This is a genomic window from Streptomyces sp. NPDC026500 (assembly GCF_055567635.1).
This window is the reverse complement of the sequence record NZ_JBVHQB010000017.1, coordinates 1-26,250: the sequence shown is the minus strand read 5'-3', so window position 1 is coordinate 26,250 and position 26,250 is coordinate 1. Positions and strand designations below refer to the sequence as shown.

22 protein-coding genes and 4 pseudogenes are annotated in these 26,250 nt (G+C 70.7%); 13 read left to right on the top strand and 13 right to left on the bottom strand.

All coding sequences use genetic code 11. The features are described from left to right. Positions 1 to 10: 10 nt before the first annotated feature. Together ACZ4N5_RS28000 and ACZ4N5_RS27995 are read right to left on the bottom strand one after the other, a co-directional pair. Positions 11 to 994 (bottom strand): aldo/keto reductase, encoded by a 984-nt coding sequence (locus tag ACZ4N5_RS28000; RefSeq protein ID WP_467759804.1) that lies wholly within the window; start codon positions 992 to 994, stop codon positions 11 to 13. A gap of 74 nt (positions 995 to 1,068) precedes the next feature. Beyond that, positions 1,069 to 2,022, bottom strand: a complete 954-nt coding sequence (locus tag ACZ4N5_RS27995; protein WP_467759803.1) for a DUF389 domain-containing protein — start codon at positions 2,020 to 2,022, stop codon at positions 1,069 to 1,071. 205 nt (positions 2,023 to 2,227) lie between these two features. On the opposite strand from ACZ4N5_RS27995, the gene ACZ4N5_RS27990 reads away from it, so the two are divergent. Then, a complete protein-coding gene (locus tag ACZ4N5_RS27990; RefSeq protein WP_467759974.1) occupies positions 2,228 to 4,051 on the top strand; it encodes a glycoside hydrolase family 15 protein in 1,824 nt (607 codons plus the stop codon). A gap of 43 nt (positions 4,052 to 4,094) precedes the next feature. Further along, a complete protein-coding gene (locus tag ACZ4N5_RS27985; protein WP_467759802.1) occupies positions 4,095 to 5,033 on the top strand; it encodes a cyclase family protein in 939 nt (312 codons plus the stop codon). 81 nt (positions 5,034 to 5,114) lie between these two features. Here the strand turns inward: ACZ4N5_RS27985 and ACZ4N5_RS27980 are convergent, their stop codons facing one another. The 5 genes and pseudogenes from ACZ4N5_RS27980 to ACZ4N5_RS27960 all read right to left on the bottom strand — a co-directional run bounded on the left by ACZ4N5_RS27980 (position 5,115) and on the right by ACZ4N5_RS27960 (position 9,535). Next, positions 5,115 to 5,549 carry a DUF7144 family membrane protein gene (locus ACZ4N5_RS27980; RefSeq protein ID WP_467759801.1) on the bottom strand — a complete coding sequence of 145 codons (435 nt, stop codon included), beginning with the start codon at positions 5,547 to 5,549 and terminating at the stop codon, positions 5,115 to 5,117. A gap of 161 nt (positions 5,550 to 5,710) precedes the next feature. Continuing rightward, entirely contained in the window at positions 5,711 to 7,489 is a 1,779-nt protein-coding gene (locus ACZ4N5_RS27975) for a cation:proton antiporter (protein ID WP_467759800.1), read from the bottom strand. A 72-nt stretch (positions 7,490 to 7,561) separates the two neighbouring features. Continuing rightward, a complete protein-coding gene (locus ACZ4N5_RS27970; RefSeq protein WP_467759799.1) occupies positions 7,562 to 8,125 on the bottom strand; it encodes a cytochrome d ubiquinol oxidase subunit II in 564 nt (187 codons plus the stop codon). 31 nt (positions 8,126 to 8,156) lie between these two features. Then, a pseudogene (locus ACZ4N5_RS27965) lies at positions 8,157 to 8,594 on the bottom strand (cytochrome ubiquinol oxidase subunit I); the annotation flags it as partial. 146 nt (positions 8,595 to 8,740) lie between these two features. Then, positions 8,741 to 9,535, bottom strand: a complete 795-nt coding sequence (locus ACZ4N5_RS27960; RefSeq protein WP_467759973.1) for an SDR family oxidoreductase — start codon at positions 9,533 to 9,535, stop codon at positions 8,741 to 8,743. A gap of 515 nt (positions 9,536 to 10,050) precedes the next feature. On the opposite strand from ACZ4N5_RS27960, the gene ACZ4N5_RS27955 reads away from it, so the two are divergent. The 3 genes and pseudogenes from ACZ4N5_RS27955 to ACZ4N5_RS27945 all read left to right on the top strand — a co-directional run. Beyond that, entirely contained in the window at positions 10,051 to 10,602 is a 552-nt protein-coding gene (locus ACZ4N5_RS27955) for a gluconokinase (RefSeq protein WP_467759798.1), read from the top strand. A gap of 493 nt (positions 10,603 to 11,095) precedes the next feature. Continuing rightward, positions 11,096 to 11,431 (top strand): annotated as a pseudogene (locus tag ACZ4N5_RS27950) (coagulation factor 5/8 type domain-containing protein); the annotation flags it as partial. A 22-nt stretch (positions 11,432 to 11,453) separates the two neighbouring features. Further along, positions 11,454 to 12,124, top strand: a pseudogene (locus tag ACZ4N5_RS27945) (ThuA domain-containing protein); the annotation flags it as partial. Between the two features lie 16 nt (positions 12,125 to 12,140). Here ACZ4N5_RS27945 and ACZ4N5_RS27940 read toward each other — a convergent pair. Further along, positions 12,141 to 13,430, bottom strand: coding sequence for an RNA-guided endonuclease InsQ/TnpB family protein (locus ACZ4N5_RS27940; RefSeq protein ID WP_467759797.1), 1,290 nt, complete (start codon positions 13,428 to 13,430; stop codon positions 12,141 to 12,143). 28 nt (positions 13,431 to 13,458) lie between these two features. Here ACZ4N5_RS27940 and ACZ4N5_RS27935 point away from each other — a divergent pair, with 28 nt between their 5' ends. Continuing rightward, positions 13,459 to 13,611, top strand: coding sequence for a YlcI/YnfO family protein (locus tag ACZ4N5_RS27935; RefSeq protein WP_467759796.1), 153 nt, complete (start codon positions 13,459 to 13,461; stop codon positions 13,609 to 13,611). A 79-nt stretch (positions 13,612 to 13,690) separates the two neighbouring features. Further along, a pseudogene (locus ACZ4N5_RS27930) lies at positions 13,691 to 14,293 on the top strand (RICIN domain-containing protein); the annotation flags it as partial. Positions 14,294 to 14,537: 244 nt separating this feature from the next. On the opposite strand, the gene ACZ4N5_RS27925 reads toward ACZ4N5_RS27930, so the two are convergent. Together ACZ4N5_RS27925 and ACZ4N5_RS27920 are read right to left on the bottom strand one after the other, a co-directional pair. Beyond that, complete coding sequence (locus ACZ4N5_RS27925) at positions 14,538 to 15,341, bottom strand: DUF1206 domain-containing protein (protein WP_467759972.1); 804 nt, start codon at positions 15,339 to 15,341, stop codon at positions 14,538 to 14,540. A 29-nt stretch (positions 15,342 to 15,370) separates the two neighbouring features. Further along, on the bottom strand, positions 15,371 to 15,778 hold the full coding sequence (locus ACZ4N5_RS27920) for a hypothetical protein (protein ID WP_467759795.1): 408 nt from the start codon (positions 15,776 to 15,778) through the stop codon (positions 15,371 to 15,373). A gap of 191 nt (positions 15,779 to 15,969) precedes the next feature. On the opposite strand from ACZ4N5_RS27920, the gene ACZ4N5_RS27915 reads away from it, so the two are divergent. From ACZ4N5_RS27915 to ACZ4N5_RS27890, 6 genes are all read left to right on the top strand, one after another. After that, on the top strand, positions 15,970 to 16,893 hold the full coding sequence (locus tag ACZ4N5_RS27915; RefSeq protein ID WP_467759794.1) for a MurR/RpiR family transcriptional regulator: 924 nt from the start codon (positions 15,970 to 15,972) through the stop codon (positions 16,891 to 16,893). Between the two features lie 443 nt (positions 16,894 to 17,336). Continuing rightward, complete coding sequence (locus ACZ4N5_RS27910) at positions 17,337 to 17,720, top strand: hypothetical protein (RefSeq protein ID WP_467759793.1); 384 nt, start codon at positions 17,337 to 17,339, stop codon at positions 17,718 to 17,720. A gap of 49 nt (positions 17,721 to 17,769) precedes the next feature. Continuing rightward, entirely contained in the window at positions 17,770 to 18,672 is a 903-nt protein-coding gene (locus ACZ4N5_RS27905) for an MBL fold metallo-hydrolase (protein ID WP_467759792.1), read from the top strand. Positions 18,673 to 18,790: 118 nt separating this feature from the next. Next, on the top strand, positions 18,791 to 19,147 hold the full coding sequence (locus ACZ4N5_RS27900) for a DUF1232 domain-containing protein (protein WP_467759791.1): 357 nt from the start codon (positions 18,791 to 18,793) through the stop codon (positions 19,145 to 19,147). A gap of 89 nt (positions 19,148 to 19,236) precedes the next feature. Further along, positions 19,237 to 20,709, top strand: coding sequence for a CAP domain-containing protein (locus ACZ4N5_RS27895; protein WP_467759790.1), 1,473 nt, complete (start codon positions 19,237 to 19,239; stop codon positions 20,707 to 20,709). 258 nt (positions 20,710 to 20,967) lie between these two features. After that, positions 20,968 to 22,224 (top strand): serine hydrolase domain-containing protein, encoded by a 1,257-nt coding sequence (locus ACZ4N5_RS27890; RefSeq protein WP_467759789.1) that lies wholly within the window; start codon positions 20,968 to 20,970, stop codon positions 22,222 to 22,224. Between the two features lie 25 nt (positions 22,225 to 22,249). Here ACZ4N5_RS27890 and ACZ4N5_RS27885 read toward each other — a convergent pair whose 3' ends face one another. The 3 genes from ACZ4N5_RS27885 to ACZ4N5_RS27875 all read right to left on the bottom strand — a co-directional run bounded on the left by ACZ4N5_RS27885 (position 22,250) and on the right by ACZ4N5_RS27875 (position 26,019). After that, positions 22,250 to 24,595 carry a glycoside hydrolase family 65 protein gene (locus ACZ4N5_RS27885; protein ID WP_467759788.1) on the bottom strand — a complete coding sequence of 782 codons (2,346 nt, stop codon included), beginning with the start codon at positions 24,593 to 24,595 and terminating at the stop codon, positions 22,250 to 22,252. Continuing rightward, on the bottom strand, positions 24,592 to 25,332 hold the full coding sequence (locus ACZ4N5_RS27880) for a beta-phosphoglucomutase family hydrolase (RefSeq protein WP_467759787.1): 741 nt from the start codon (positions 25,330 to 25,332) through the stop codon (positions 24,592 to 24,594). The genes ACZ4N5_RS27885 and ACZ4N5_RS27880 overlap by 4 nt, the downstream gene beginning before the upstream one ends. Before the next feature lie 348 nt (positions 25,333 to 25,680). After that, positions 25,681 to 26,019, bottom strand: a complete 339-nt coding sequence (locus ACZ4N5_RS27875; RefSeq protein ID WP_467759786.1) for a MerR family transcriptional regulator — start codon at positions 26,017 to 26,019, stop codon at positions 25,681 to 25,683. Positions 26,020 to 26,250 lie beyond the last annotated feature (231 nt).

Below are 26,250 nucleotides of genomic sequence, written 5' to 3'. Positions count from 1 at the left end.
CGCGTCGCCGCTACCAGCGGCTCTCCACCTGCTCCTTGATCCGGCGCTCGTACAGCTCGTCGATGGCGTCCAGCGTCGTGCGTGACAGCTCGGGCAGCTTCGCGGCAGCCGCGTTGGCGCGGGCCTGTTCGGGTGAACGCGCTCCCGGGATCACCGTGGTGACGCCGGGCTGCCCGACGATCCACCGCAGCGCCAGCTGTGCCGGTGTGTACCCCTCGGGGGCGAGGGCGGAGAACTCGGCCGCCGCCTCCACGCCCGTCACGAAGTCGACCCCGGAGAAGGTCTCGCCCTGGTCGAAGGCCTCGCCGTGGCGGTTGTACGTCCGGTGGTCGTCCGCGGCGAAGACGGTGTCCTTGGTGTACTTGCCGGAGAGCAGCCCGGAGGCGAGCGGGACCCGCGCGATGATGCCGACGCCGGCCTCCCGGGCCGCGGGCAGGACCTGCCTCAGGGGCTTCATGCGGAAGGGGTTGAGGATGATCTGGACGCTCGCCACGTTCGGCCGGGCGATGGCGGCCAGTGCCTCGTCGCACGTCTCGACGCTCACGCCGTACGCAGCGATCCGCTCCTCCTCGACCAGGGTGTCGAGGGCGTCGAACACCGCGTCGGAGGAGTACACGGGCGTCGGCGGGCAGTGCAGCTGCACCAGGTCGAGGCGGTCGACGCCGAGGTTGCGGCGGGAACGGTCGTTCCAGGCACGGAAGTTGTCGAGGACGTAGTTCTCCGGGATCTGGTCGACGCGGCGGCCCATCTTGGTGGCGACCATGACGTGCAGGTCCGGCCGTCCGCTCAGGAAGGTCGCGATGGTCTCCTCACTGCGCCCGTCACCGTACACATCGGCGGTGTCGAAGAAGGTCACCCCCGACTCCGCCGCTGTCTCCAGCACGGCCAGGGCGTCCTTCTCACTCACGTCACCCCAGTCGGCACCCAGTTGCCAGGTGCCGAGACCGATGACCGAAGCCTGCTGACCCGACCTGTCGAATACGCGCTCGTCCATGGCGTCAGTCTGACACTTCCCGCCTGCCCGACGGGACGCCCCACCCCGCGCGTCCTCGCGCGCCGGTGCGTCCCTCACCCGTCGGCGGCCCGGAGGCCGCGTCGGCCGACCCGGCGCCAGATGGCGCGCTGACCCCTGAGCGTGAGCGTGCCCATCACGATCAACACGGCGACGTTGATGAGGAGTTGGATGAACGCTCCGCGCGCCTCGGTCCAGCTGCCGAAGGCGGCGGAGACGCTGAAGTCGGCCGCCGCGGGGATGGTGGTGACGGAGATGAAGACGCCCAGCAGCGCGCTCGTCCTGGCCTCGGTCAAGGAGACGATGCCCACGATTCCGGCCAGCATGGCGACCGCGAACGAGAAGAAGTCGGGGGTGTCGATCAGATGGGAGACGGGGCGCACGCCGACGTCGAACGCCTTGGACTCAAGGCCGAATGCGCGGATCAGCAGAGCGAAGAGGTACGTGGCCGCGATGGCCAGCGCGAACCCGGCCGTCAGGGCGGTCAGTCCCTTGCGGATGCGCGGCGCCGAGCGCTGGTCGATCCCCAGCGCGACACTGACGATGGCACCGTACTCGGGCCCGACGACCATGGCCGCGACGATGAGGATCTGGGAGTTGGTGACGATGCCGACGGCGCCGATGAGACCGGCGACCACGAGGTAGAGATAGAAGCTCGGTGCGTAGGTGCCCTGCGCTCGGATGCGGGCCTCCACCTCTTCCCAGACGGGCGTCCGGGAGAGCGCCCCGAGCCGATCGGCACCGGCCTGCGCGGCGCGTCCGGAGAACGCCATGTCGACGGGTTCGATGACGATGGAACCCACCTGGTCGAGGCGCAGCTCACGCAGACCGCGCAGCACGCCGTTCGCCCCTCCGGTCAGCACGTCGCAGGCGAGGGCGTCGCCGTCCGGGTTGCGCGCGACGCCGGGCTGCACGACGAGGTTGAGGACACAGGGGTCGGCCGCGAGAAAGGCGACCGCCTCGTCGGTCAGCCGGGCGGGACTCACCATGCGCACATGGATCATGTCCATGCGGGTACCTCCCGGGACACCGGCGCCACCTCCCGGAACACCGGCGCGCGCCTCGTCGACGTTGAGCGATCCCCTCCAGTAACCCCGGCCGCCCGGTGTCCGGCAATCCAGCCGCGTCCCGCGCGATCCCCCGTCCTTCGCCGGGTGAACAAGCGGACACGTCCGGCATGTCGGATAGTGAAGATGCCTGGATCCTCGAGATTGGATCGCCATGGACCGCTATCCGCCCATCGCCGACCACGGCCTGGTGGGCGATCTCCAGTCCTCCGCTCTGGTCTCCTCCAAGGGCGTCGTGGACTGGTTCGCCGCCCCGCGCTTCGACTCCCCCAGCATCTTCGCCGCGCTGCTCGACCACGACGGCGGGGGCTACTTCCGGCTGGCGCCCTCCCACCCGGAAGGTGCCTGGAAACAGCTCTACTATCCGGACACGGCAGTGCTGGTGACCCGTTTCATGTCACCGGACGGGGTGGGCGAAGTCCTCGACTGGATGCCCCCGGAACGCACCGCCACCCCCTCCGCCCGGCACCGGCTCATCCGGGCCGTGCGGACGGTGCGGGGAACGATGCGGTTCGTCCTGGAGTGCCGCCCGCGCTTCGACTACGGGCGTGCCGGTCACGACCTCGCCCTCGGTCCGGACGGCGCCGTCTTCCGCAGCCCAGGAATCACCGCGTTCCTGCAGAGCACCTTCCCTCTGGAGCGGGACGGACAGGACGTCCGCAGCTCCGTCACCCTGAACGCCGGCGAGATGGCGACGGCCGTGTTCACCGTGGACGGGCCGGACGCCACGGCACCGCCGCCGCCCACCGTGCCGGGGACCGAACAGGGCCTGGCCGAGACCGTCGAGTTCTGGCAGCGCTGGGTACGGACCTCCAGCTACCGGGGCCGCTGGCCCGACATGGTGCACCGCTCCGCGATAACCCTCAAGCTCCTGACCTACGCGCCCACCGGCGCCCCGGTCGCGGCGGCCACCATGGGCCTGCCGGAACAGGTCGGCGGCGAACGCAACTGGGACTACCGCTACACCTGGGTGCGGGACGGATCCCTGTCGCTGCGTGCCCTGCTCGACCTCGGGTTCGTCGAGGAGGCGACGGCGTTCACCCACTGGCTGCGCGAACGGCTGATGGAACGCCTGGACCGGAAGGACGAAGCGCTCCAGATCATGTACCGGGTGGACGGGACCCCCCTGCTGGGCGAGGAGATCCTGGACCACTTCGAGGGCTACCGCGGCTCCTCCCCCGTACGGGTCGGCAACGCCGCCGCGGACCAGCTCCAGCTCGACATCTACGGCGAGGCCCTCTACGGCCTGTCGGAGGGCCGGGAGATCGGTATCCAGGCCGACTACGCGGGCTGGAAGGCCGTCGCCGGCACCCTGGACTGGCTCGCCGACAACTGGGACCGGCCCGACGAGGGCATCTGGGAGACCCGCGGCGGGCGCAAGGACTTCACGTACAGCCGGGTGATGTGCTGGGCCGCATTCAACCGCGGCCTGCGCCTGGCCCACGAATGGAGCCGGCCGGCGAACACCGCGCTCTGGACCCGGGCGCGCGACGCCGTCCTGGAGCAGGTGATGGAGCGCGGCTGGAACGACAAGGAGCGGGCGTACGTCCAGTACTACGACGGCGGCGTACTGGACGCCTCGCTCCTGCTCATCCCCCGGGTCGGCTTCCTGGGCGCGAAGGACCCGACCTGGCTGTCGACCCTCGACGCGATGAGCCGGACGCTGGTCTCCGACAGCCTCGTCTACCGCTACGACCCCGCCGCCTCCCCGGACGGCCTGCGCGGCTCGGAAGGCACCTTCAGCCTGTGCACCTTCCTGTACGTCGACGCGCTGGCCCGCTCCGGCCGGCTGGCCGAGGCGCGCTACACGTTCGAGAAGATGCATACGTACGCCAACCACGTCGGCCTCTTCGCCGAGGAGGTGGGCCCGACCGGCGAGCAACTGGGCAACTTCCCCCAGGCGTTCACCCATCTGTCGCTGATCATGGCGGCCACCACGCTCGATGAGGCACTCGACGGGCTGCGCGGCTGAGACCGCCGGACCACGTCCGACCAAGACCGCCGGGAGCACGCTCATGCCCGATCCCACAGAGTCCGGCAGCGCACCGCGGATGAGTCCCGAGGATTTCCGGGCTCTGTACGAACGTCTCCGGGACCGCGCCGCGGGTTCCGGGCGGGGAGCGCCCCGTGTCACGCCCGAGCAGCTGCGGGCCGCCGCCACCGAGGTCAGGGCCGGACGCAGCGTCACCATGGCCGCGCCCGTCGACACCCGGCCCGGACCCGACAACCCGGAGCCCGCGGTCCACCGGCTCACCGGTCCGCCGGCCGGGGAGGCGGACGCCCCTGGGCTGCACTTCGCCTTCGACCGCGTCGCCATGAACGTGCACGGCGACGCCGACAGCCATCTCGACGCGCTCTGCCACGTCATCTACGACGGCACCCTGCACGGCGGCGTCCCGGTGTCCTCGCTGACGCCCGAGGGGGCGACCGAACTGTCCGTGGACGCGGTCCGCGACGGGCTCGTGGGCCGCGGTGTCCTGCTCGACATCCCGAGACTGCGCGGTGTGCCCTGGCTGGAGCCGGGCGACAGTGTCACCACGGAGGACCTCGTCGCCGCCGAGGCCGCCCAGAACGTACGGGTCGGGGCGGGCGACCTGCTGTTCGTCCGCGTCGGCCACCGCCGTCGGCGCGCGGAGTCCGGGCCGTGGGACGCCGCACGGGCGCGGGCCGGCATTCATCCCGGCGCGGTCGAGTTCCTCGCGGACCGGCGGGTCGCGGCCCTCGGCGGCGACGGCAACAACGACACCGCCCCGAGCCCGGTCGACACCGTCGGCTTCCCGACCCATGTGCTGACGATCCACGCCCTGGGCCTGTACCTGCTCGACTACCTGCAGTTCGAGGACCTGGCGGACGTCTGCGAACAGGAGGGGCGCTGGTCCTTCCTGTGTGTGGTCGCACCCCTGCGGCTTCCGGCCGCCACGGGCTCACCGGTCAATCCGATCGCCCTGCTGTGAGCGGCCGGCTCCGTCGGCTCCGGGAGAGGGCGGCGCCCGTGGCCTGCGGAGAGCCCGGCTCCCGGGATCGTCCGGATCCGGCTAGACCCGCGCCCCGTGCACATGCTTGGGCTCGACCAGCAGTCCGTAGATGACCAGCAGGGACACGAGCATCGTGAACACCGACCAGAACGGGTAGACCGGCAGGAAGATCATCTGCGCGACCAGGGCGAACGCGGCCAGGCAGATACCCGTCAGCCGTGCCCCCCTGGAGCCCACGAACACACCGAGACTCGCCAGCGCCATCACGATGCCGAGGACGACGAAGATCCAGCCCCAGGCCGTGTAGTTGAAGATGAGCAGTCGGTTGCCCTGGGAGTACACGGTCGAGTAGTAGCCGTGGTTGAAGATCGCCACGAAGCCGTTGAGAAGGTTGAACAGGGCGCTGACCATCAGCAGGATCCCGGCGAAGGCCACCCAGTGCGAACGCTCCATCGGCGGCACGAGGTCGTCTGGGTCAGAGGCTTGTTGCTGCATGAGAACCATGAGATCCAGCCGGAGGGCAGACCGCAATCCGTGCTGGCCCGTTGGTGTTCGGACGCGACCGGGGCGGGTGGCCGCACCGGCCGTCGCCTGTCCCCCGTGGCCAGTCCCCGTCGTCTGTCCCTCTCGCCAGTCCCCGTCGTCCGTCCCCGTCGTCAGTCGGCCCGCGCCGCGCCGGGTACCCGGGCCGGACCGAGCAGGATCGCGGTGTCATGGGCCCCCGGCTCCGGGGTGCGGGTCTCGGTGACCGGGTCCAGTCGCCCGTCCGGCCGTACGAGGAACAGCAGCGCGTGTCCGGCCGGGATGCCGTGCTCGACGGAGCGGTGGATGATCCGCGCGCCGTTCTCGTAGCGGCGCGCAATTTCCGGTCGGTTCAGCTCGGCCCCGAACAGGGTGTCGCCGGTCGTGTACGGGGCGACCACGCCGTGACTCAGACCGGGCGGCCCCAGCCGGTGGACGAACCCGTCGACCGTGCCGCGCAGGGTCTCCGACGCCAGCGCGTTGAAGTCGTCCTCCTCGGTGAGCAGCAGTACGCCGGTGATCCCTTCGAGTTCCGCTCCCTCGCCGGTGGCCGCGGCGAGCAGTTCACCCGGTGCGAGGCGCAGTCCGGCGGCCCGGATCAGGTCACGTTGCTCTTCTCGTCCGGCCCACATCAGCACGTCGAGGCCCGCCGAGTGCAGGGCGCGTCCCAGGTCGATCGCCCAGAGGTCGCCGCCCACGAGCAGCGGGCGGGCCCGCGCCGGGCGCAGCACGCCCAGCCGCCGGGCGACGGGGTGCGCGCTCAGCCCGTACAGCGTCACCGTGGTGACGATCACCAGGAAGGTGGCGGGCAGGATCTTCTGGGCGCCGCCGACGTGATCGGAGACGAGAGTGGCGGAGAAGGTCGAGGCGGTGGACGCGGCGACGATTCCGCGGGGTGCCATCCATCCGATGAACGCTCTCTCGCCGCGGAGCACGTCCGTTCCCGCGGTGGACAGCAACGCGACCAGTGGTCTGACCACCAGGACCAGGGTGGCGACGAGACCGAGCGTGGGCAGGATGATGTGCCGCAGGGACGCCGGGGTGACCGTGGCCGAGATGGAGATGAACAGCAGCCCGATGATCAGCGACACGAGGGTCTCGAGGAAGGGGCGGCGCGCCGGGAGGGACACGCCCGGCAGATTGGCGAGGGCCATCCCCATGACGACCGCGGCGATGAGTCCGGTGTCGTCCCGGATCGCGTCGCAGGCGGCCGCCACCCCCACCGCGGCGGCGAGCTGCGCCGTCGTGCCCAGCACCTCGCCCAGGTGCAGGCGGCTGAGAAGGAGCCACAGGACGGCGGCCCCCACCGCGCCCCCGATCAGTCCGACGGCCGAACTCGCCGCGAACTGACCGATTTTGCCGCGCAGGTTGTTGCTGCCGCTCGCGACGACGGCGTGGAAGACGAGAGCCCCGAGAATGCCTCCCACCGGGTCGATCAGCGACCCCTCCCAGATCAGGATGCGCTGCAACCGCTCGGTCGGACGCACGAAGTGGAGCAGGGGTCCGACGACGGTGGGTCCGGAGACGACGAGGATCACGCCGAGCATGACCGCCGAGCTCGTCGACATGTCCAGCAGCGGTACCGCGAGAAGGGCGGTGGCCACCCAGGTGATCCCGACACCGATCCAGATGAGGCGTGCCACGACCCGCCGCATGTGCCCCTGCAGCCTGCTCACGTTCAGGCCGAGTCCGGCCTCGTAGAGGATCACCGCCACGGCGAGCGACACCATCGGGGAGAAGGCGTCCCCGAGCAGTTTGTCGGGGTTGACGATGTCGGTCAGGGCGCCCGCGGTGAAGCCGACCGGCAGCAGGACGAGCAGGGCGGGGATCCGCAGCCGGCTCGCCAGCAGCTGGGAGCCGACGGCCAGGACAACGATCAGTCCGAGGCCTTCGAGGATCTGATTCTCCGTCACGGCTGTCTCCCTGCCGGTGGCTTGGCCGACGGTCGGTTCTCGCGGTCCGTCCTACGGGGGCGGGCCCGACGGTCAGCTCGCGTCGGGGCGGCCCGTGCCGCGCTCGACGTCCGCGTCGGTCTGGGCTTCCAGCAGACCTCGCGTGTCGAGGCGGTAGAGCACCACCAGCGCGGGCCCTACGAGCACGATCGCGATCACCGTGACGATGAGCAGCCAGTGCAACGAGCCTGCCGCTCCCGCCGCCTCCTGGACCGTGAGGGACGTGGGCACGAGGTAGGGCCGCTGGGCGGCGCCCCACGCGGCGATCACCAGGGCCACCGCGCCCACCGAGGTGAACCGGGCCCAGCCCGCGGCCCGTCCGGCGACCAGCCACGTGGTGGCCGCCGCCATCACCGCCGAGAGGATCACCAGCAGCAGCCCCAGACCGTGGGTCAGGCCGTGGTAGACGTACGCGGTGTGATCGCGCGTCTCGGCGAGGCCGATCAGGGCCAGGACACCGACGGCGGCGAGGCTGCACCAGGCGCGCCGCCGGAAGTACACGATCAGGTCCGGGGCGTCGAAACGGTGGGCGTCCGCGGTGAGGAAGACCGCCCCGAGGAACGCGGTGGATGGGCGTGAACACGGCGGACCGGACATCGACGTTCGTGGGCTTGCCCTGGGAGTCCAGGGTGAAGCCCTGCGGCGTGTTCATCCATGCGTTCGCGCCGATGATGCCGAACGCGCCCATCAGCGCGGCGAACGGCAACGGGGTGGCGAGCCAGAAGTGCGGCCACGCCGGGAGGCGGCGCCACCCGTAGAGGTAGATGGCGATCAGGACCGCTTCCAGGAAGAACGCCCAGGCCTCCACCCCGAAACCGAGACCGAAGACATCTCCCCAGGTGCCCATCATCTTCGGCCACAGCAGCCCGAACTCGAACGACAGCACGGTGCCGGTGACGATGCCGACGGCGAACTGCACGGCCATGACGGCCGACCAGCGCCGGGCGAGCAGCAGGGCGACGGGGTCGTTCCTGCGCAGCGCGCGGTGGTGCATGACGAGGGTGATGAACGGCAGGGCCACGCCCACTGGAACGAGGATGATGTGCGAGGCCAGGGTGAAGGCCATCAGCTCGCGCGCGGGCAGCAACTGTCCGGGGGCGCCGGCCAGGAGGCTGAATGCCTTGTTCATGCGGGCCTCATGGGCTGGTGCCGGCAGTGGACGCGGCGGAGAACGTTGGCGGGGAACCCGATGCGAGCGCAGACGCCACCGCCTCAGCCGCCGGTGGCGAAGCCGGGGAAGAGGGTCATCCCGCCGTCGACGAACAGGGTCGTGCCGACGACGTAGTCCATGAGGTCGGAGGCCAGTACCGTCACCGCGGTGGCGATGTCCTCGGGGTCGCCGACCCTGCGGTAGGGGATCAGTTTGAGCAGCTCCGCCTCGGCCTCTGGGGTCTCCCAGGCGCTGCGGTTGATCGGGGTCTTGATGGCGCCCGGCGCGACCGCGTTGACCCGGACCCCACGGGGGCCCAGTTCCTGCGCCAGTGTCTGCATGAGCATGAGGACGCCGCCCTTGGACGCGGCGTAGTTCAGGTGACCGGACCACGGGATGATCTGGTGCACGGAACTCATGCAGACGATCTTTCCGGCGGAGCGGGAGACCTCCGGCACGACACCACGCCGCAGGAACTCCTTGGTGGCCTCCCTGGCGCACAGGAACTGGCCGGTGAGGTTCACGTCGATGACCTTGTGCCATTGCGCGAGGGTCATCTCCGTCACTGGCGCGTCCCGTTGCAGGCCGGCGTTGGCCACCAGGATGTCGATCGTGCCGAACTCCTCCAGCATGCGGGCGAACATCCCGACGACCTGGCCCTCGTCGGACACGTCCGCCTCATGGGCGAAGGCCCGTACGCCGAAGGCCTGGATCTGCCGGACCACGTCCTCGGCCGCTTCCTGCCCGGCGACGTAGTTGACGACCACGTCGGCGCCCGCCCGGCCCAGCGCGATCGCCGTCGCCAGTCCGATGCCGGAGTTCGCCCCGGTCACCAGGGCTTTCTGGCCCCGCAGCAGCGGCAGTGCCGCGAGCTGCCCACTGATGTCCACGCCTGAGGTCACTGCCGTCTCCCATTCGTCGGTGCGCCGTGTGCGGGGACCCGGCCCGCCGTCTACGCCGGCCCAACCCGCGCGGGCCCGCTCGGCACGGCGCCGCTCTCCTTGGGCCGCGCGGAGGTCACGTCCGCCGCGACCACGTCGACTTCCGGTCCGCAGACCCCGCCCCGAGGCAACCACTCCCGCCCGAAGTCGGCGAGGGCGGACGCGGCCCGCTCGGCCGTTGGAAGTAGCCGGGTCCCTCCGTCGGAGCAACCGCCCGGCTCCGGTGCCCCACGGAGTGATATCGCCGCACGACCAGGCCCGCCTCGGCGCCGAATCCACCGCGCGGAGCGACACCGGCCTCCGTCCGCGGCGCACCCATCCGGGTGTATTCCGCCGGACCACGTCGCCGCGCGGGCCCGGCGTCCAGGACCTCCCTCCAGGATTCCGGCGAGGGCACCCACGTCCTGCCGGACCGATCCAGGAGGAGCCGCATGCCATCACCCGGGGCCGGACCGACGATCGTGGTGGTCATGGGCGTCTCGGCGTCCGGCAAGAGCACGATCGGGAAGAAGCTCGCCCAGCGTCTCAACGTGCCCTTCGTGGAGGGCGACGACTTCCACACACCACGGAACATCGCCAGGATGAGCGCGGGCCTGCCGCTGGACGACGCCGACCGCGAACCGTGGCTGCACACGCTCGCCAACTGGATCCGCGACGCGACCCGGTCCCGGCGGAGCGCGGTCGTCTCCTGCTCCGCCCTGAAACTGACCTATCGGGAGCTGCTCCGTGCGGCCGGGCCGGGTGTGTGGTTCGTGCACCTGGACCTGGAGCCGGAGATCGCCCGCCGGCGCATCACGCACCGCACCGGCCACTTCATGTCCGAGGCACTGCTCGCCTCCCAGTACGACGTCCTGCAGCCGCTGCTCGGCGACGAACCGGGGCTGACGGTCGACGCCGCGGGCGACATCGACACGATCTTGGACCGGGTGCAGACCGCCCTTGCCGCGTTCGAGTCCGAACACGGCGGCGCGACCGCCGACTAGCGGCATACGAACCACGGGCCACGGCCACGGCCACGACACCGGGCCCCAGGTCCCAGGCGACAGCGACAGCGACAAGACACGCACGGCGCCCCGGAAGTGCTCCGGGGCGCTGTTCCGCGGCAGCCGCTTCCCTTGCCGCAGGACACGAACCGGCGGTGCCGGTCGGCGCGGTGGCCGGTGGATTCCCGTGTCTCTCCAGACAGGAGTCACCGACCCGGAACCAGAGTGCCCTGAGATGCGGGTGAGGTGGGTGTGGTTCGCCGCCCTGTCACCACCTTGTAAGGAACCACACACCCCGGACGCCGTCCCGGAACCCGCATGTGACCCAGATTCAAGAAGTGAACGGCGATCCACCCGGACGAAGGGCGCACGTCGTCGCAATCCCGTCGCGGCCGCGCGGCCGGTCGGCGGCGCCGCACGCCGGCGGCCGACGCCACACCGAATCGATGAACACCCCTACTATGGGGCCGAGTTCAGAGATGGGCCCACTGCCGGCGGCCGCACGTACTTCTACCAGAACGAGATGCCCTACGACCCGCCCAACCAGGCTGCGTGGATGAACGGTTCGGCCCAGGGCTACGCCGCCTACAAGGTCGCCGCCTCCCTGACGAGCCATCAGGTGTACGGCGGCAGCTACTGCTACTTCAACGTCAACTCCGCGGTCGCCGCCGAGCACGCCATCGAGGCGCCCAGCAACGCGAACGTGCGCTTCAAGGACATGGTGACCGTCTCGCTGGGCGGCACGGGCACCATCCGCCACGCCATCAACGACCGGGGCGGCCCGTCCAACTCCTCGACCCATGTCGCCGACCTCGTCAGCTACCCCTGACACGTACGGGAAGGAGAGTCTGATGCACATCAGCGAATCCGGTCCGGCACGCGGTGTCCTGCGGGTCCTCGTCCTGCTGGCGACCCTGCACCGCCCGCCGCGCACGCGAGCACCACGGCGGCCCCGTTCAAGGTGCTCGCCCTCTAAAACGGCACCTGGGACGCCGCCCACATCAGCTTCGTCCACGAGGCCAACGACTGGTTCCCGAAGCAGGCCGCGGCGAACGGCTTCACCTACACGGCCAGCAACAACTGGGACCTGCTCAGCAACGGAGGCGTGAACGCGAACCAAGTCGTGCTGTTCCTCGACGACCTGCCGCAGACCGCGGCCCAACGCGCCGGTTTCGAGCAGTACATGCGCGGTGGCGGCGGCTGGCTGGGCTTCCATCTCTCCGCCTTCACCACCGACGCGCAGAGCTGGTCCTGGTATCACAACCAGTTCCTCGGCAGGGGCGACTTCAGGTCCAGCACCTGGGGTCCGACGACGGCCGTCCTGAAGGTGGAGGACCGGACACATCCCTCCACCACCAACCTGCCCGCGACCTTCACCTCGTCGGTCAGCGAGTGGTACAGCTGGTCCAACGACCTGCGGCAGAACCCGGACATCAGGATCCTCGCCTCGATCGACCCAAGCAGTTTCCCGCTCGGCACGGACCCCAACCAGACCTGGTACAGCGGCTATTACCCGATTCTTTGACATCCTCCCCCTCTTAAAAGAGGGGGATTCCAACCGAGGTGGGTTGAGGTTCACGGACGCTCGACCGCTGTTTGGGCGGTGTCGTCCCTCCGGCACCGGCTGATCGCCGGGGGCGGGGGATCCCGCCCTGTCCTGCCGCGACGTTGGTTGCTGCGTTGGTGTCCGCGTTGCAGGTGAAGCCGCAGAAGGAGCAGACGAACTCGGCTTGGCTCTTGCGCGAGTTCTTATCGATCCATCCGCAGACACTGCAGCGCAGGCTGGTGTAGGGGGCGGGGACGTCTTCGACCCGGCCGGGGGCCTTGTGTCCGGTGCGTTGGCGCAGCAGGCCCCAGCCCTGCGCGAGGATCGCCCGGTTCAGTCCGGCTTTTTGTCTGACCTGTCTGCCGGGCTGCTCGGTGGTTCCCCTGGCCGAGCGGGTCATGTTCTTGATGTTCAGCTTCTCGAACCGCACCAGGCCATAGGTGCGGGCGAGCATCGTGCTGGTCTTCTCGCACCAGTCCTTGCGCCGGTCGGCCTCACGCGCTTTGAGCCTGGCCACCTTGGCGTATGCGGCGGCCTTCCGCTCGCTTGCCTTCGGGGCGCGTGCGGCACGCCGCTGGTGTTTACGGACCTGCGCGCGTTCCTTCACGGTGAGCTGCGGGCAGTTCAGCTTCCGCCCGTCGGAGAGGGCGGCCGTGATGGTCACGCCCCGGTCGACACCGATGACCTCTCCGGTGCCGGGTGCGGCGACCGGTGCGGGGACGACCGCGAAGGCGATGTGCCACTGGCCGTTGCGGTAGGTGACACGGAAGGTCTTCGCGACGGACAGTTCGGGCCGGGTGAGGCGGAAGCGGACCCAGCCGCAGCCGGGCACCTTGACCCGAGCCCACCGGCGGTTGAGCTGGTGCACCACCACGGACCGGCCCATGACCTGCCTGCCGGTCTTCGCGTTGAGTTTCGGCGAGCCGTCATCGGTCAACTCCGGGACGCGGTCGGTGCCGATGACGCGAAATCCCTCATGCCGGAACTTCTTGCGCCAGGTCGGCTCACCGAACCCGGACGTGAAGCGGGCGTTCTTGGCCGTGGCGAAGTCCTTCAGTGCCTGCTGCTGCACGTCCGCGTTCCCGCTGCCGAGCCACTCGCTCTCGCGCCGGGCTTCGGTGAGCTGCCGGCACTGCCCGGCGAAGCCCGGCGCGGCCTTGCGGCCCGGGTGCCAGTGCGCGTGCTGCTCGACGGCCAGGTTCCACACGTACCGGGCGTGCGCACAGTGCAGCAGCATCTGCTGCTCCTGCTGCGGCGTCGGGTACATCCGGAAACGTGACACGGGACCACTCTAATCTCACAATGGTCTCATGAAGCATGTGAACCTGAGACTCCCCGACGATCTGCATGAGCGGGCCAAAACCGCAGCCGAGGCCGACGACCGCTCCCTGAACTCATGGCTCGTATCGCTCGTTCGCCGCGCTGTCGCGGATGGTGAACGCCGTTCCGCCCAGGAGGCATAACGGCTGCCTCTACCCCGCTACGCCGGAGCGGGCATTCACCCCGGCCCTGAAGGACCGGGCACCCTGCCCGGAACCCCGGTGGACCAACACGAAGTACCGGATGCTGTACGCGAACTTCGGTCACAACGCGATGGACTACGCGACGAACACCACGCTGTCGTCGACGTTCGCCAGCGCGAGCCAGAATCGGTTCCTGCTGGACGGGCTCAAGTGGCTCGGCGGGGCGGACACATCGGTGCCACCGGCGGATCCGATCTCCGAGACCACCTGGTATTCACTGGCCAACTCCGGCAACGGGACCTGCGTGGACGCCCGTTCGGCCGGCACGGCGAACGGGACCGCGATCCAGCAGTACGCGTGCAACGGCACGCAGGCGCAGCAGTTCCAGTTCCGCTCGACGGACAGCGGCTACACGCGGATCACGATCCGCCCGAATCCGCAGCAGGTCGTCGACGTCACCGACCGCTCGACGGCCGACAACGCGCCGTTGCAGCTGTGGAGTTGGCCCAGCGGCCAGAACCAGCAGTGGCAGCCGGTGAAGGAGAGCACCGGGTGCTATCACTTCACCGCCCGGCACAGCGGCAAGTGTCTGAGCGCGGCGGCTTCCGCGACGAACAGCGTGCAGCTCACCCAGCGCACCTGTGACGGCTCGGCCGCGCAGAGCTTCGCACTCACCGCGCAGCCCTGGCCGATCAATGCACGAAAGGGTGCCCTCGTCGCGTGCGTGCGACGGGGGCACCCCTCGTCGTAGGCCAGGTGCGGGGCAACAGGGCCGGCCGGCCCTGTTCCGTCGGCAGGAAGGCCCCGACGCCGATGTTCGCGGCGCGCGTCGAGGCCTCGCCCGGCGCTGCGCGCACACGTCACCGCGCGGGTCCGGTCGGGCGACGCGGCTCGCGAAAAGGTCCGCGAGAAGGGTCGGCCGGGCGTCACACCTTCCGCCACCGCGCCATCGCGAAGGAGAACAGGCCGAACAGGACCAGCCCCGCGGCGACGCAGGCCAGCAGCCACGGACCCACCGGCGTTCCGGCGAAGGACCGCAGCGTGCCGTCCATCCCCTTGGCCTGGTCGGGTTGGTAGTCCACGGCGGCCCGGACCGCGAAGGCCCCCGCCGCGGCGAACACCGCACCCCGCGCGGCCCCGCCGCCCACGCCCGCCGTGTCGACCGCCCTGCGGACCCGTCGCGACATCTCACCGAGCTTCAGGTGCTTGTGATACTTGCGCGTGACGGCCCGTACGGCGATCCAGACGCCCGCCACGACCAGTCCCACGCCGGCGATGCCGACGATCCACTGGCCACCGGGCATACCGAGCGCCTTGGCCGTGACATCACGGGACTGCCGGTCGCCCGAACCGCTGCCGCGCGATCCGGCGGCGAAGGCCAGCACGGAGTAGGCGACGAACCCGTAGAACACGCAGCGCGCGGCCGACATCAGGCGCTTGCCCGCCGCGCCACCGTCCTGCCCGGCCGCACCGAACAGCGCCTCGGACAGCCGCCACAACGCCATGCCGACGAGCCCGGCACCGAGGGCCCACAGCAGGGCCGCACCGAACGGCTTGGAGGCGATCTCCTCCAGGGCCCCGCCCCGGTCCGCCTGCCGCCCGCCGCTGTCGCCGAAGGCGATGCGCAGGGCCAGCACGCCGACCAGGACGTAGATCACCCCTCGCGCGGCCAGTCCCGCTCGGGCCGCGCCTTCCCGCGCCGAGCCGGTCGCCGCGCGGCGGGCGCCCATCTCTCCGCCGCGCGCCGCCGTCCCGGCGTTCACACGGACCGCGTCTCGTGCGCCGTACTCGAATCCAGCCGCATCTTCATCTGAACCTCCTGGTCACCGGCCTCCGTGCCCAGTTCGTGCACGGTGAAGACGGCACCGAGGGCCTCCCGCAGACGCTGCGTCGCGAGGGGACCACCCTGTGCCTCCACAGTCGGCTGCCCCGAAAGTTCCACGACAGGCCCGGCACCTCCGCCGGCTCCTCCGGGTTCACCGGCCGTGTCGAACAGCGCGGTCCACACCGTCGGTCTGCCGCTCGCGGACTCGTGGGGCTCGTCCGCGCTCTCCCGGTCCGCGGTGAAGCGGCCGGACAGGACGGCGAGCACGCTCTTGGCATCAACCGCGGAACAGTCCCCGAGCATCACGTGAACCGTTGACGCGGGCAGTTGTTGCACGCTCATGAAAACCCTCTCCCTCGCGCCGGCGTACAGGCACGCGCGCCCGCGAACGAGCACGTCGTGATGCTCGTGCGAGTACCCCGCGATCCGGCGCGAAACGAGGAACGAACGCATTGCTTGCGCCAATACCGGCCCAGGTCAGAAGGGTCCGTGAGCTATGTTGAGTTCTCGTGGGACATGAAGGAGGCGCACCGGTGCCATCGCCGCAGCAGGCACGCGCCCAGGCATCCGCGATCACCTCGGGAAAGACGGCCCCCGAGGCGGGCGCCGCACCCACGTCCCAGCTCAGGGAACTGTTCGACGGCCCCCGGCTCTCCCCGGGCCAGCGGCGCATCGCCCAGTACCTGATCGAGCACATCACCGAGGCGGCGTTCCTGTCGATCACCGACCTCGCCGAGCGGGTGGGCGTGAGCCAGCCCTCCGTGACCCGCTTCGCGGCTGCGGTGGGGTTCAGCGGTTACCCCGCGCTGCGGGAGAGCCTCCAGGCCATCGCGCTCAGCACCCTCGGCAGCACACCGGGAACCCCGGCCGAGGTCACGAGCAACGAACTCCAGGCCGCGGTGGACGCCGAGATCGAGAACCTGGAGAACCTGCGGCGCGACTTCGCCGATCCCGACCAGATCATCCGCGTCGGCCGGGCCCTGTCGCAGTCGGCGCCGCTGACGGTTCTCGGACTGCGGATCTCCGTCTCGCTGGCCGAGTACTTCGCGTACGCCGCCCGCCGTATCCACCCGGACGTGCGAGTGGTGACGCGCGGCGGCTCGGTCGCCTACGACGCGCTGCTCCAGTCGCGCGAGGCGGGTGGCACCTGGGTCCTGGCCTTCGGGATGCCCCGGCACGCCCAGGAGACGCTCACGGCCATGCGTGTCGCGCGCAGCGCGGGCCTCCAGGTGGCCCTGATCACCGACCTCGGGCTCGGCCCGCTGGCCGACGAGGCCGACGTCACCTTCGCCACCGGTACCGGCTCCCGCCTCGTCTTCGACTCCTATGCGGCGCCCGTGGTGCTGTCGGCGGCGCTGCTCCAGGCCATGACCGACGCCGATCCGGAGCGCACCCAGGCCCGCCTGGAGGAGTACGAGCAGGTCGCCGAGCAGCACCAGTTCTTCCTGAAGGACTGACTCCCCGGCAGCACGCGGAGGGCGGGGTGGCGCGGCGGCGCGGGCCCCTCACCGCACGGGCCGCCCCGCGGCACACCACACGGGCCGCCCCGCGGCACGAGCCGCCTCGCGCACGCGCGCCCACGGCACGAACCGCCTCACGGCACCCGCCGAACCCCTCTCCCGTACCGGCTGTCACCACGGCATCACGGGATCATTCACATCAAAGCACGCATGAATGTTTTCATGTCCTTGCGCATCCGGCGGTATATATAAATACTTCTTTCGGATCGTGCCCCGGATGGTTCCAGGTCACGACCCATGACCACCCGGGGCCGTCCGCTCCTACCCGCATCGGGTCCCGGGTGTTCGAGCGGGTCTCGCGTGCGAGACCCGTGGTGGCGGCCCCGGTACCCCTATGCCGGGGCCGCCCCAGAGTCCCCCGCCGACGTAACCCGGAAGCGATGAACATGGCCCTGACGTATTCACCGATCACCTCGGACTGGCCGTGCCAGGTCAAGACCCCCGGCAGCTTCGACTGGGAGCGATCGGCGGTGAAATGGCTGCGCGAGCTGGTGCCGAGCCGCTACGCGAGCTATCCCGTCCTGCACAAGCACCCCGTCCTGCTCGCCCGCCACGCGCACCTCCAGGTGCAGCAGGAGATACGGGTCGCCCGCACGGCACTGCAGACCGCCCGCTCCGAGCTGCCCGGCCTCGGCCTGCAGGAGGGGGTCATCGAGCACACCATCAAGCTGTACGCCGCCGAGGTCATGCAACTCCAGCACATCGCCCGGAGCATCCGTTCGGTGTCCCAGGCGCTGGTGGACCACGCCCACCCGCGAAACTGAGGTCCCGGGCCCTGCCGTGGCCCGGCAGGACCGAGCCCGAGGAGACAGCGTGGACACTGCTGGACAGCAGACCGACGGCGCCCGTGGAAGCGAAGATCCCGCACCTGCCGCACCTCTCGACGTGCGGTGGATCCACGGCTCGCCCTCGGCCAAGCACAACACGGATCCGGACATCCAGGTCCACGCCTACGACGAGCACACGGTGATCCTTCGCCAGAACATGGCGATCGACTACGAAGCGCCCTTCATGTTCCTGCTGTTCGGGACCGCACGGGCCGTGCTGATCGACACGGGCGCGACGGCCCCGGCCGACCTCTTCCCACTGCGTCGCGTCGTCGACGAGGTGATGGAGTCCTGGCTGGCCGGGCATCCCCGGGACGACTACGGACTGCTGGTGCTGCACACCCACCCGCACGGCGACCACATCGCGGGGGACGGCCAGTTCACGGGCCGTCCCGGCACCGAGGTCGTGGACGCGGCGCTCGACAGCGCCTGGGACTTCTTCGGGTTCCGGGACGATCCCGACGCCGTCGCCCGGGTCGATCTCGGCGGCCGGGTCCTGGAGTGTCTGGCCACACCGGGGCACCACGAGGCCGCGGTGACGTTCTTCGACCCCTGGACCGGGTTCCTGCTCACGGGCGACACGGTCTATCCGGGGCGCCTGTACGTCGAGGACTGGCCCGCCTTCACCCGCACCGTCGACCGCCTGATCGACTTCTGCGGGCGGCGCCCCGTCACCCACGTGCTCGGCTGCCACATCGAGATGACCCGGGAACCGGGGCGTGACTACCCCGTGCGCACCACCTATCAGCCCGACGAGCCGCCGCTGCAGATGACCACGGATCAACTGCTGGACATCCGCCGGGCCATCGAGTCCGTCGGCCCGCGACCCGGCCGGCATGTCTTCGACGACTTCGTCATCTGCCGCAACGACACACCCGGCGAGAGCTAGTCCGTACGCACCGCTGTCCCGGAACGCGGGCACGGATGGCCGTACCCGGGGCGGTAGCCTGGGCGCGAGCGGGCACACGGAAGGGAAGCACACCCCGACGAGATCTCTGGACGGACGCATGGATTCGACCGCATGGACCCTGGTCATCATCGTCGCCGTCCTCGGAGCCGCCGCGCTCACGGGGGCCCTGGTGCTCCTGCTCCGCCTCGTACGCACCCGCCGTGATCTGCAGCGGGCCGGACTGCCGACCGGACCCCGCTGGGTGTTCTGGGGCGCCGTCATCTATCTGGTGCTGCCGACCGACCTGCTGCCCGACCCCATCTACCTGGACGACATCGGCGTCATGCTGCTCCCCCTGCGCTCGCTGCGCGCCGCCGCACCGCCCGTGGCATCGCTCCGGCCGCCGGCCGCCCCCGGCGACCTCCGGGCCATGCCCGGCCCGCGGCCGGCCCCGCGCAGGTCGCGGGAACCCTAGGGCGCGGGTGGTCCGTTGAGCGGTCGACGGCCCGTGCTCCGCGCCCGACAGCGCGGCGGACACGGATCACCACATCGACGGGCGGCGGCATGAGCGAGCTGGTTCCCGGGGGCAACACGCCCCTGCCGGCCGGGGTCCTGACCCTGAGGGTGCCGGGCCCCTTCGACGTGTCCGCGCTGATCACCGACGACGGCGGCAAAGTGCGCGGCGACGGCGACTTCGTGTTCTACAACCAGCCGGCCGCGCCCGGCGCCCGTCTCGACGGCGACCGTCTCACCGTCGATCCGGCGCGGCTGAGGCCGGGGGCGACCCGCGTCACCGTCGTCGTCAGCCCCGCCGACCCCGCGACTCCGCTGGGCCGGCTGCCCTCCCCCACAGTGCAGGTCACAGCGTCGGACGGCCGCGCCCTCGCCCGGTTCACCCCGCCCCGGCCGGAGCGCGAGACCGTGCTGCTCCTCGCCGAGCTGTACCGACGCGGCACGGCCTGGAAACTCCGTGCCCTGGGGCAGGGGTACGCGGACGGACTGGCGGGCGTCGCGCGGGATTTCGGGGTCGATGTCACCGAGGACACCACGCCGTCGGGGGCGAGGCCGGACGCGGCACCGGGCGCGGTGCGGGGAGCGGCACCGGATGGCCGGCCCATGACGAGGCCGGGAGCCGGGCCGGTCGTCACGCCGGGCATGGGGCCCGTCGGCGCTCCGGGCATGAAGCCAGTCGGTGCTCCGGGCGCCGGGCGGGTCGTGGCGGCGAGGGGCGGACCCGTGGGGGCGGCGGGTGGCGGGCCCGACCCCGACGGCTACCTGGGACCGGTGAACTCCGCGCGCGCCGCCGCCGGTTCCCCGCCCGTCCGCCTCGATGCCCGGCTGACGGCCGCGGCACGGAACCACGCCGGCGCCATGGCGGCCCGCGGCCTGCTCAGTTCGGAGAGTCCGGACGGCACCTCCGTCTACCAGCGCGTCATCGCGGCCGGTTACGCGTACCTGACCATCGGCGAGCATCTGGTCTCCGGCCCCCGCACCCCGCGCGAGTTCGTCGAGTACTGCCTCTCCTCCGAGCAGTCCCGGCGCACACTGTGCGATCCCGCGTTCGACCAGGCAGGACTGGCGTGCGTCCCCGACGCCCGCTCGGGCGACCTGTACTGGACGGCGCTGTGGGCCCGGCCGTTCAGCCCGGCGGGCCTGCAGCGGACGGCACGCGAGGTCATCGCGCTCACCAACACCGAGCGTGCCTCGGCCGGCCTGCCGCCCCTCGCCGCCGACACGACACTCACCACCGCGGCCCAGGCCCACAGCGCCGACATGGTGGCCCGTGACTTCTACGCGCACGAATCCCCCGACGGCAGCCGCCCCTGGGACCGGGCCGCAGCGGCGGGCTGCACCCGCCGCTCCATCGGCGAGAACATCGCCTGCGGGCAGCGCTCCCCCGCCGAGGTGGTCCGCGGCTGGATGGACAGTCCCGGCCATCGCGCCAACATCCTGAAGCGCGACTTCACCCACATAGGCATCGGCCTCGCCGGCGGCAGCCGGGCGGGCACGTACTGGACTCAGCTCTTCGGCGGCTGACCCGGCGTCACCTCCTGCCCGCCGTCACCCACAGCCCGTCCGAACAGGCGCCGGTCTGACAGGCGCCCATCCGATGCGGCGCCCGACACGGCGTCTTTCCGCCAATTCGCCGATTCCCCTTCACCGTTTCCGCTTCATCCCCGGGCAATGCAACCCGCGCGCCCCTTCAGCGCGTACAGATGGTGCCGACGCCCGCATCCGCGGCGCGGCTCGAGCCGGGACGTCGAACCGGCAGATGGCACTCGGGAGAAGAATCAGATGGTCTCAGCAAAGGTGGGTACGGGCACGGCGCTGGGCGCGGTCGTGGTGTCCCTGCTGGCGGCCCCGGCGCAGGCCGCGACGCCGACGGGCACGAACCACGCCGGCACCGAACGGTCCGCGGCGGCCGCCGCCGCGGCGCCCGACGACGCGGGTCTGCGCGCGATCCTGCGTACGGCGCGCAGCCAGGGAGCACCTGGCGCGATGGCGAGAATCGACGACAACGGCACGGTGCACCGGCTGGTCGAGGGGGTCGCCGACCGGGCCACCGGACGGACCATCAGCACGAACGACCGGTTCCGCGTCGGCAGCGTCACCAAGTCCTTCTCCTCCGTGGTGCTGCTCCAACTGGTCGACGAGGGCAAGCTGAAGCTCGACAAGTCGGTCAACGGCTATCTGCCGGGCCTGCTCCCCGACAACAGGATCACCGTCCGGCACGTACTGAGCCACCGCAGTGGTCTGTACGACTACACCAACGACATGTTCGCCCGGACGGTCCCCGGCTTCGAGGCCGTCCGCAACAAGGTGTTCACCTACCGCGACCTGGTGAAACTGTCGTTGAAGAAGCCGCGCACCAACGCGCCGGGCGCCGCCTACTCGTACTCGAACACCAACTTCGTCGTCGCCGGCATGCTGATCGAGAAGCTGACCGGGCACGCCGTCGGCACCGAGTACCAAAAGCGCATCTTCACCCCGCTGAACCTCACGAACACCTTCTACGTCCACCCCGGCACCGTGATCCCGGGCCGCCACGCCAACGGCTATCTCAGACCCGACACGGCGGGAGCGGCCCTGGTGGACTCCACGAAGCAGACCGCCTCGTGGGCACAGAGCGCGGGCGCCATCATCTCCACGCCGCACGACCTGGACGCCTTCTTCACCGCGCTGCTGCGCGGCAAGCTCATGTCCGCCGCCCAGCTCACCCAGATGACGAAGTGGACGCGGGTCAACAGCAACACGTCCTACGGCCTCGGACTGCGCCGCCGCGATCTGTCGTGCGGGATCTCGGTGTACGGGCACACCGGCACCGTGCAGGGCTACTACACGTACGCCTTCACCACGAAGGACGGCAAACGCAGCCTGACCGCGCTGGCCAACACCTCGAACAACACCACCGTGCTCAACACCATGTACCGCACCCTGGAGTCCGCGTTCTGCGGCAAGCCCGCGACCAAGGCCGCCGCACGGGCCGCCGCACCCGACGCGGCGCCCATGGAGCGGCACGAGGACATCGCGCCCGCCATCACCCGCGACTGACGCGCCGGCTGCCCCGCGCTGCGTCTCACCCCTGAGAGTTCGGCCGCCGATGCCGCGGCTGATCCGGGGCGGGGCGCAGCCTCGGCGCCGGGATGGGCAGGCTGTGGGGCTTGTCGGCGTCGACGGTGAAGGGTTCGCGGTAATGGTGGATCTCCAGAGGGCCACCGGTCGCGAGCGTGTACGTGGCGACGTCCTGCTCGATCTCCACGCGCAGCCGGCGGCCGAGGACCTCCAGCGAGAAGGCGAGACGGTTGAACCGCTCCGGCAGCCGGGGCGCGAACTCCAGGGTGTCTCCGTGGTGGCGCAGCCCGCCGAAGCCCGCGACCAGGGCCATCCAGGTCCCGGCGAGCGAGGCGATGTGCAGGCCGTCGCGGGTGTTGTGCTCCAGGTCCTCCAGATCCATGAGCGCGGCCTCGACCAAGTAGTCGTAGGCGAGGCCCGGATGACCGGTCTCGGCGGCGATGACGGCCTGGCAGCAGGCCGACAGGGAGGAGTCTCGGACGGTGAGGGGCTCGTAGTAGGCGAAGTTGCGGGCCTTGTGCTCCTCGTCGAAGAAGGGGCTGCACTTGTACATGGCGAGCACCAGGTCGGCCTGCTTGACGACCTGCTTGCGATAGATGTCGAAGTAGGGGAAATGCAGCATCAGCGGGTACTGGTCGGCGCGGGTGGTGGTGAAGTCCCAGCGCTGGTAGCGGGTGAACCCGGCATTCTGTTCGTGGATGCCGAGTTCGTGGTTGTAGGGGATGTGCATGGCGTCGGCGGCGTCGCGCCAGGCCGCGCTCTCCTCCTCGTCGACGCCGAGCTCCGCGGCGCGCCGGGGATGCCGCTCGACGGCGTCCGAGGCGGCCAGCAGGTTCGCGCGGGCCATCAGGTTGGTGTACGTGTTGTCGTCGGCGACGGCGCTGTACTCGTCGGGCCCCGTCACCCCGTCTATGTGGAACCTCCCCTGGTGGTCGTGGTGTCCCAGGGAGCGCCACAGCCGTGCCGTCTCCGTCAGCAGCTCGACGCCGGTGTCGCGTTCGAAGCGCGCGTCGCCCGTGGCGGCGGTGTAGCGGATGACGGCGTCCGCGATGTCGGCGTTCACATGGAACGCGGCGGTTCCGGCCGGCCAGTACGCCGAGCCCTCCGAGCCCGCTATGGTCCGCCACGGGAACGCGGCGCCCCGCAGGCCGAGTTGGACCGCCCGCTCACGTGCGGCCGGAAGGGTGTTCTGGCGCCAGCGCAGCGCCTCGGCGACGGCACCCGGCGAGGTGTAGGTGAGCAGCGGCAGGACGAAGGTCTCGGTGTCCCAGAAGGCGTGACCGTCGTATCCGGAGCCGGTCAGGCCCTTGGCGGGGATGGCGCGCTGCTCGGCGCGGGCGCCGGCCTGGAGCACGTGGAACAGCGCGAAGCGGACGGCCTGCTGGATCTCCTCGTCGCCTCCTATCTCGACATCCGCGCGGGCCCAGAAGTCGTCGAGATAGGTGCGTTGTTCGTCGACGAGCTGCTGCCAGCCGCCGTGCTGGGCGGCGGCGAGCGCCGCGTCGACCTGGTCGCGCAGAGCGGGCAGGGACCGGTTGCCCGACCACCCGTAGGAGACCAGCTTCTCCAGCCGCAGTGTCTGGCCCGGCTCCAGCACGGAGGTCACCGTCAGGCGGGCGACGTCGTCGCTGCTCTCGCTGCTCATGGTGGTCCGGTCGGGTCCGCTGACCGCGTGGTCGGCGGCGGCGGCGACCCGCAGTGCGCTGTTCCGGGTGCGGTGCACGAGCCGCAGCCGGCGGCCCGCCGCGTAGTGCTCCTCCGCCTCCAGCGGCGCGTCCAGGGCGATCGCCGCCCGCGGATCGCGGGTGCGGCCGGGCAGTTGCTCGTTGGCCACCAGCTCCGACTGGACGACGACCCGGGTGCGGCCGTCGACGGGCTCCACCTCGTAGGCGACGGCCGCGATCGCCCGCTGGGTGAAGGAGACGAGCCGGGTGGAGCGCACCCGGACCGTGGAGCCGGCCGGTGAGGTCCACTCGCAGGTGCGGGTGAGCAGCCCGGTGCGCAGATCGAGGACGCGCTCGTGGGAACGCAGCCGTCCGTAGCGCAGGTCGAACGGTTCGTCGTCCACGAGCAGCCGGATGAGTTTGCCGTTGGTGACGTTGATGACCGTCTGCCCGGACTCCGGATAGCCGTAGCCCGCCTCCGCGTAGGGCAGCGGATGCGTTTCGTGGACGCCGCCCAGGTAGGAGCCGGGCAGGCCGTGGGGTTCGCCCTCGTCGAGGTTGCCGCGCCAGCCGACATGGCCGTTGGCGAGGGCGAACACGGACTCGCTCTGCGGCAGCAGCCCGAGGTGCAGCTCGCTCTCGCGCATGGCCCACGGCTCGACTCCGTACGACGAATGGGTGATCACGCGCGCTCCCCCAGTTCGGCCAGATCCCGTACGACGATGTCGGCGCCGTGGGCACGCAGGGCGGGGCCCTGGCCGACGCGGTCCACACCGACGACGTACCCGAAGTGGCCCGAGCGGCCCGCGTCCATGCCGGCGAGCGCGTCCTCGAAGACGGCCGCCTCGGACGGCTCGACCCCGAGGTCCTTCGCCGCGGCCAGGAAGGTGTCGGGGCGCGGCTTGCCCGGCAGCCGCCGTTCGCCGGCGACGACCCCGTCGATGCGTACGTCGAAGAGGGACTCCGCCCCCACCGAGCGCAGGACGTCACGGCAGTTGGCGCTGGAGGAGACGACCGCGGTCCGCAGGCCGTGCGCCCGGACGGCCTCGATATACCGCAGGGTGCCGTCGTAGGCCTCGACTCCGTCCGTGCGGATCATGTGGAGGAGCAGCTCGTTCTTGCGGTTGCCCAGGCCGTGGACGGTCGCGCGGTCCGGTGGGTCGTCGGGTGTTCCCTCGGGGAGTTCGATGCCGCGCGAGGCGAGGAAGGAACGGACGCCGTCGGCGCGTGGCAGTCCGTCGACGTACGCGGCGTAGTCGTCGGCGTCGTCGAAGGGACGGAATCCGTCGCCGTCGCGGCCGCGCAGGAAGTCGTCGAACGTCCGCTTCCAGGCGGCCGCGTGGACCACGGCGGTCTTGGTGATGACCCCGTCGAGGTCGAAGAGGCAGGCCAGGATCTGTTTCGGCAGGCCGAGCTCAGTCATAGGAGCAGTCTTCCCCCGGGAACCGCCTCCAGCGGGTGGCGCGCGCCACATCGCCGGGCGGCGGGACGCAGAGAAGGAGGGGGTCGTCACCGATGTGAAGGGCAGGACCTTTGTCCTCCGCGAGATGGACGCCTGGGCGCGCAACTGGACCGCCGGAGGCAATAGGCGAGGACCCGACAGTCTGCCCTGGGTGCATAAGGCGGATGACTACGTGACGCTGACGCAGCGGAACCCGTTGTCGTTGTCGGACGTGGTGGCGTTGGCATCGTTCATCAGCGAGGGGGCTCGGCCCGGGTGAAGGGCTACGTGTACGCGCTGCCGCGACACCCTTCAGCCGCAGACCGCTCCTTAAGCCGCGGTCGTCGGGTCCGCCGTTCCGGTCTCGCGGCGGTATGCGGCGTTCAGTTGCTGGGCCTCTTCGAGCTGGTCCTCGAGGATGACGATGCGGCACGCGGCCTCGATCGGAGTGCCCCGGTCCACGAGCTCACGGGCGCGGGCCGCGATGCGCAGCTGGTAGCGGGAGTAGCGGCGATGCCCGCCCGCGGAGCGCAGCGGGGTGATCAGGCGGGCTTCGCCGATCGCGCGGAGGAAGCCCTGGGTGGTGCCGAGTATCTCGGCGGCCCGGCCCATCGTGTAGGCGGGGTAGTCGTCGTCGTCGAGCCGGCCGTACGAGTCGTCTGCTGTCATTGCACCTCTCTCGTGGAACGCGTGGAGGGGCCCTGGCACCATGTGTGCCAGGGCCCCGAAGGAACTGCTACACCATCTGCCGGCCCTGATACTGCACCGGCCTTCTGTTTCCGCGGGCCCGACCGGACTGCTGTCGGGGGCGCGGGGATCGCGGTTGCTCGACCGGAGACCACCTCACTATCGATGTCCTGCGGTACCCGGGCTCAGCCATTCCGCCCGGGCGATCCTGAT

Coding starts and splice junctions, on each gene's coding strand:
- ACZ4N5_RS28000 (WP_467759804.1), bottom strand. CDS start 994: ATGGACGAGCGCGTATTCGACAGGTCGGGTCAGCAGGCTTCGGTCATC.
- ACZ4N5_RS27995 (WP_467759803.1), bottom strand. CDS start 2,022: ATGGACATGATCCATGTGCGCATGGTGAGTCCCGCCCGGCTGACCGAC.
- ACZ4N5_RS27985 (WP_467759802.1), top strand. CDS start 4,095: ATGCCCGATCCCACAGAGTCCGGCAGCGCACCGCGGATGAGTCCCGAG.
- ACZ4N5_RS27980 (WP_467759801.1), bottom strand. CDS start 5,549: ATGCAGCAACAAGCCTCTGACCCAGACGACCTCGTGCCGCCGATGGAG.
- ACZ4N5_RS27970 (WP_467759799.1), bottom strand. CDS start 8,125: ATGTCCGGTCCGCCGTGTTCACGCCCATCCACCGCGTTCCTCGGGGCG.
- ACZ4N5_RS27955 (WP_467759798.1), top strand. CDS start 10,051: ATGCCATCACCCGGGGCCGGACCGACGATCGTGGTGGTCATGGGCGTC.
- ACZ4N5_RS27935 (WP_467759796.1), top strand. CDS start 13,459: ATGAAGCATGTGAACCTGAGACTCCCCGACGATCTGCATGAGCGGGCC.
- ACZ4N5_RS27925 (WP_467759972.1), bottom strand. CDS start 15,341: ATGGGCGCCCGCCGCGCGGCGACCGGCTCGGCGCGGGAAGGCGCGGCC.
- ACZ4N5_RS27920 (WP_467759795.1), bottom strand. CDS start 15,778: ATGAGCGTGCAACAACTGCCCGCGTCAACGGTTCACGTGATGCTCGGG.
- ACZ4N5_RS27910 (WP_467759793.1), top strand. CDS start 17,337: ATGAACATGGCCCTGACGTATTCACCGATCACCTCGGACTGGCCGTGC.
- ACZ4N5_RS27900 (WP_467759791.1), top strand. CDS start 18,791: ATGGATTCGACCGCATGGACCCTGGTCATCATCGTCGCCGTCCTCGGA.
- ACZ4N5_RS27895 (WP_467759790.1), top strand. CDS start 19,237: ATGAGCGAGCTGGTTCCCGGGGGCAACACGCCCCTGCCGGCCGGGGTC.
- ACZ4N5_RS27890 (WP_467759789.1), top strand. CDS start 20,968: ATGGTCTCAGCAAAGGTGGGTACGGGCACGGCGCTGGGCGCGGTCGTG.
- ACZ4N5_RS27880 (WP_467759787.1), bottom strand. CDS start 25,332: ATGACTGAGCTCGGCCTGCCGAAACAGATCCTGGCCTGCCTCTTCGAC.
- ACZ4N5_RS27875 (WP_467759786.1), bottom strand. CDS start 26,019: ATGACAGCAGACGACTCGTACGGCCGGCTCGACGACGACGACTACCCC.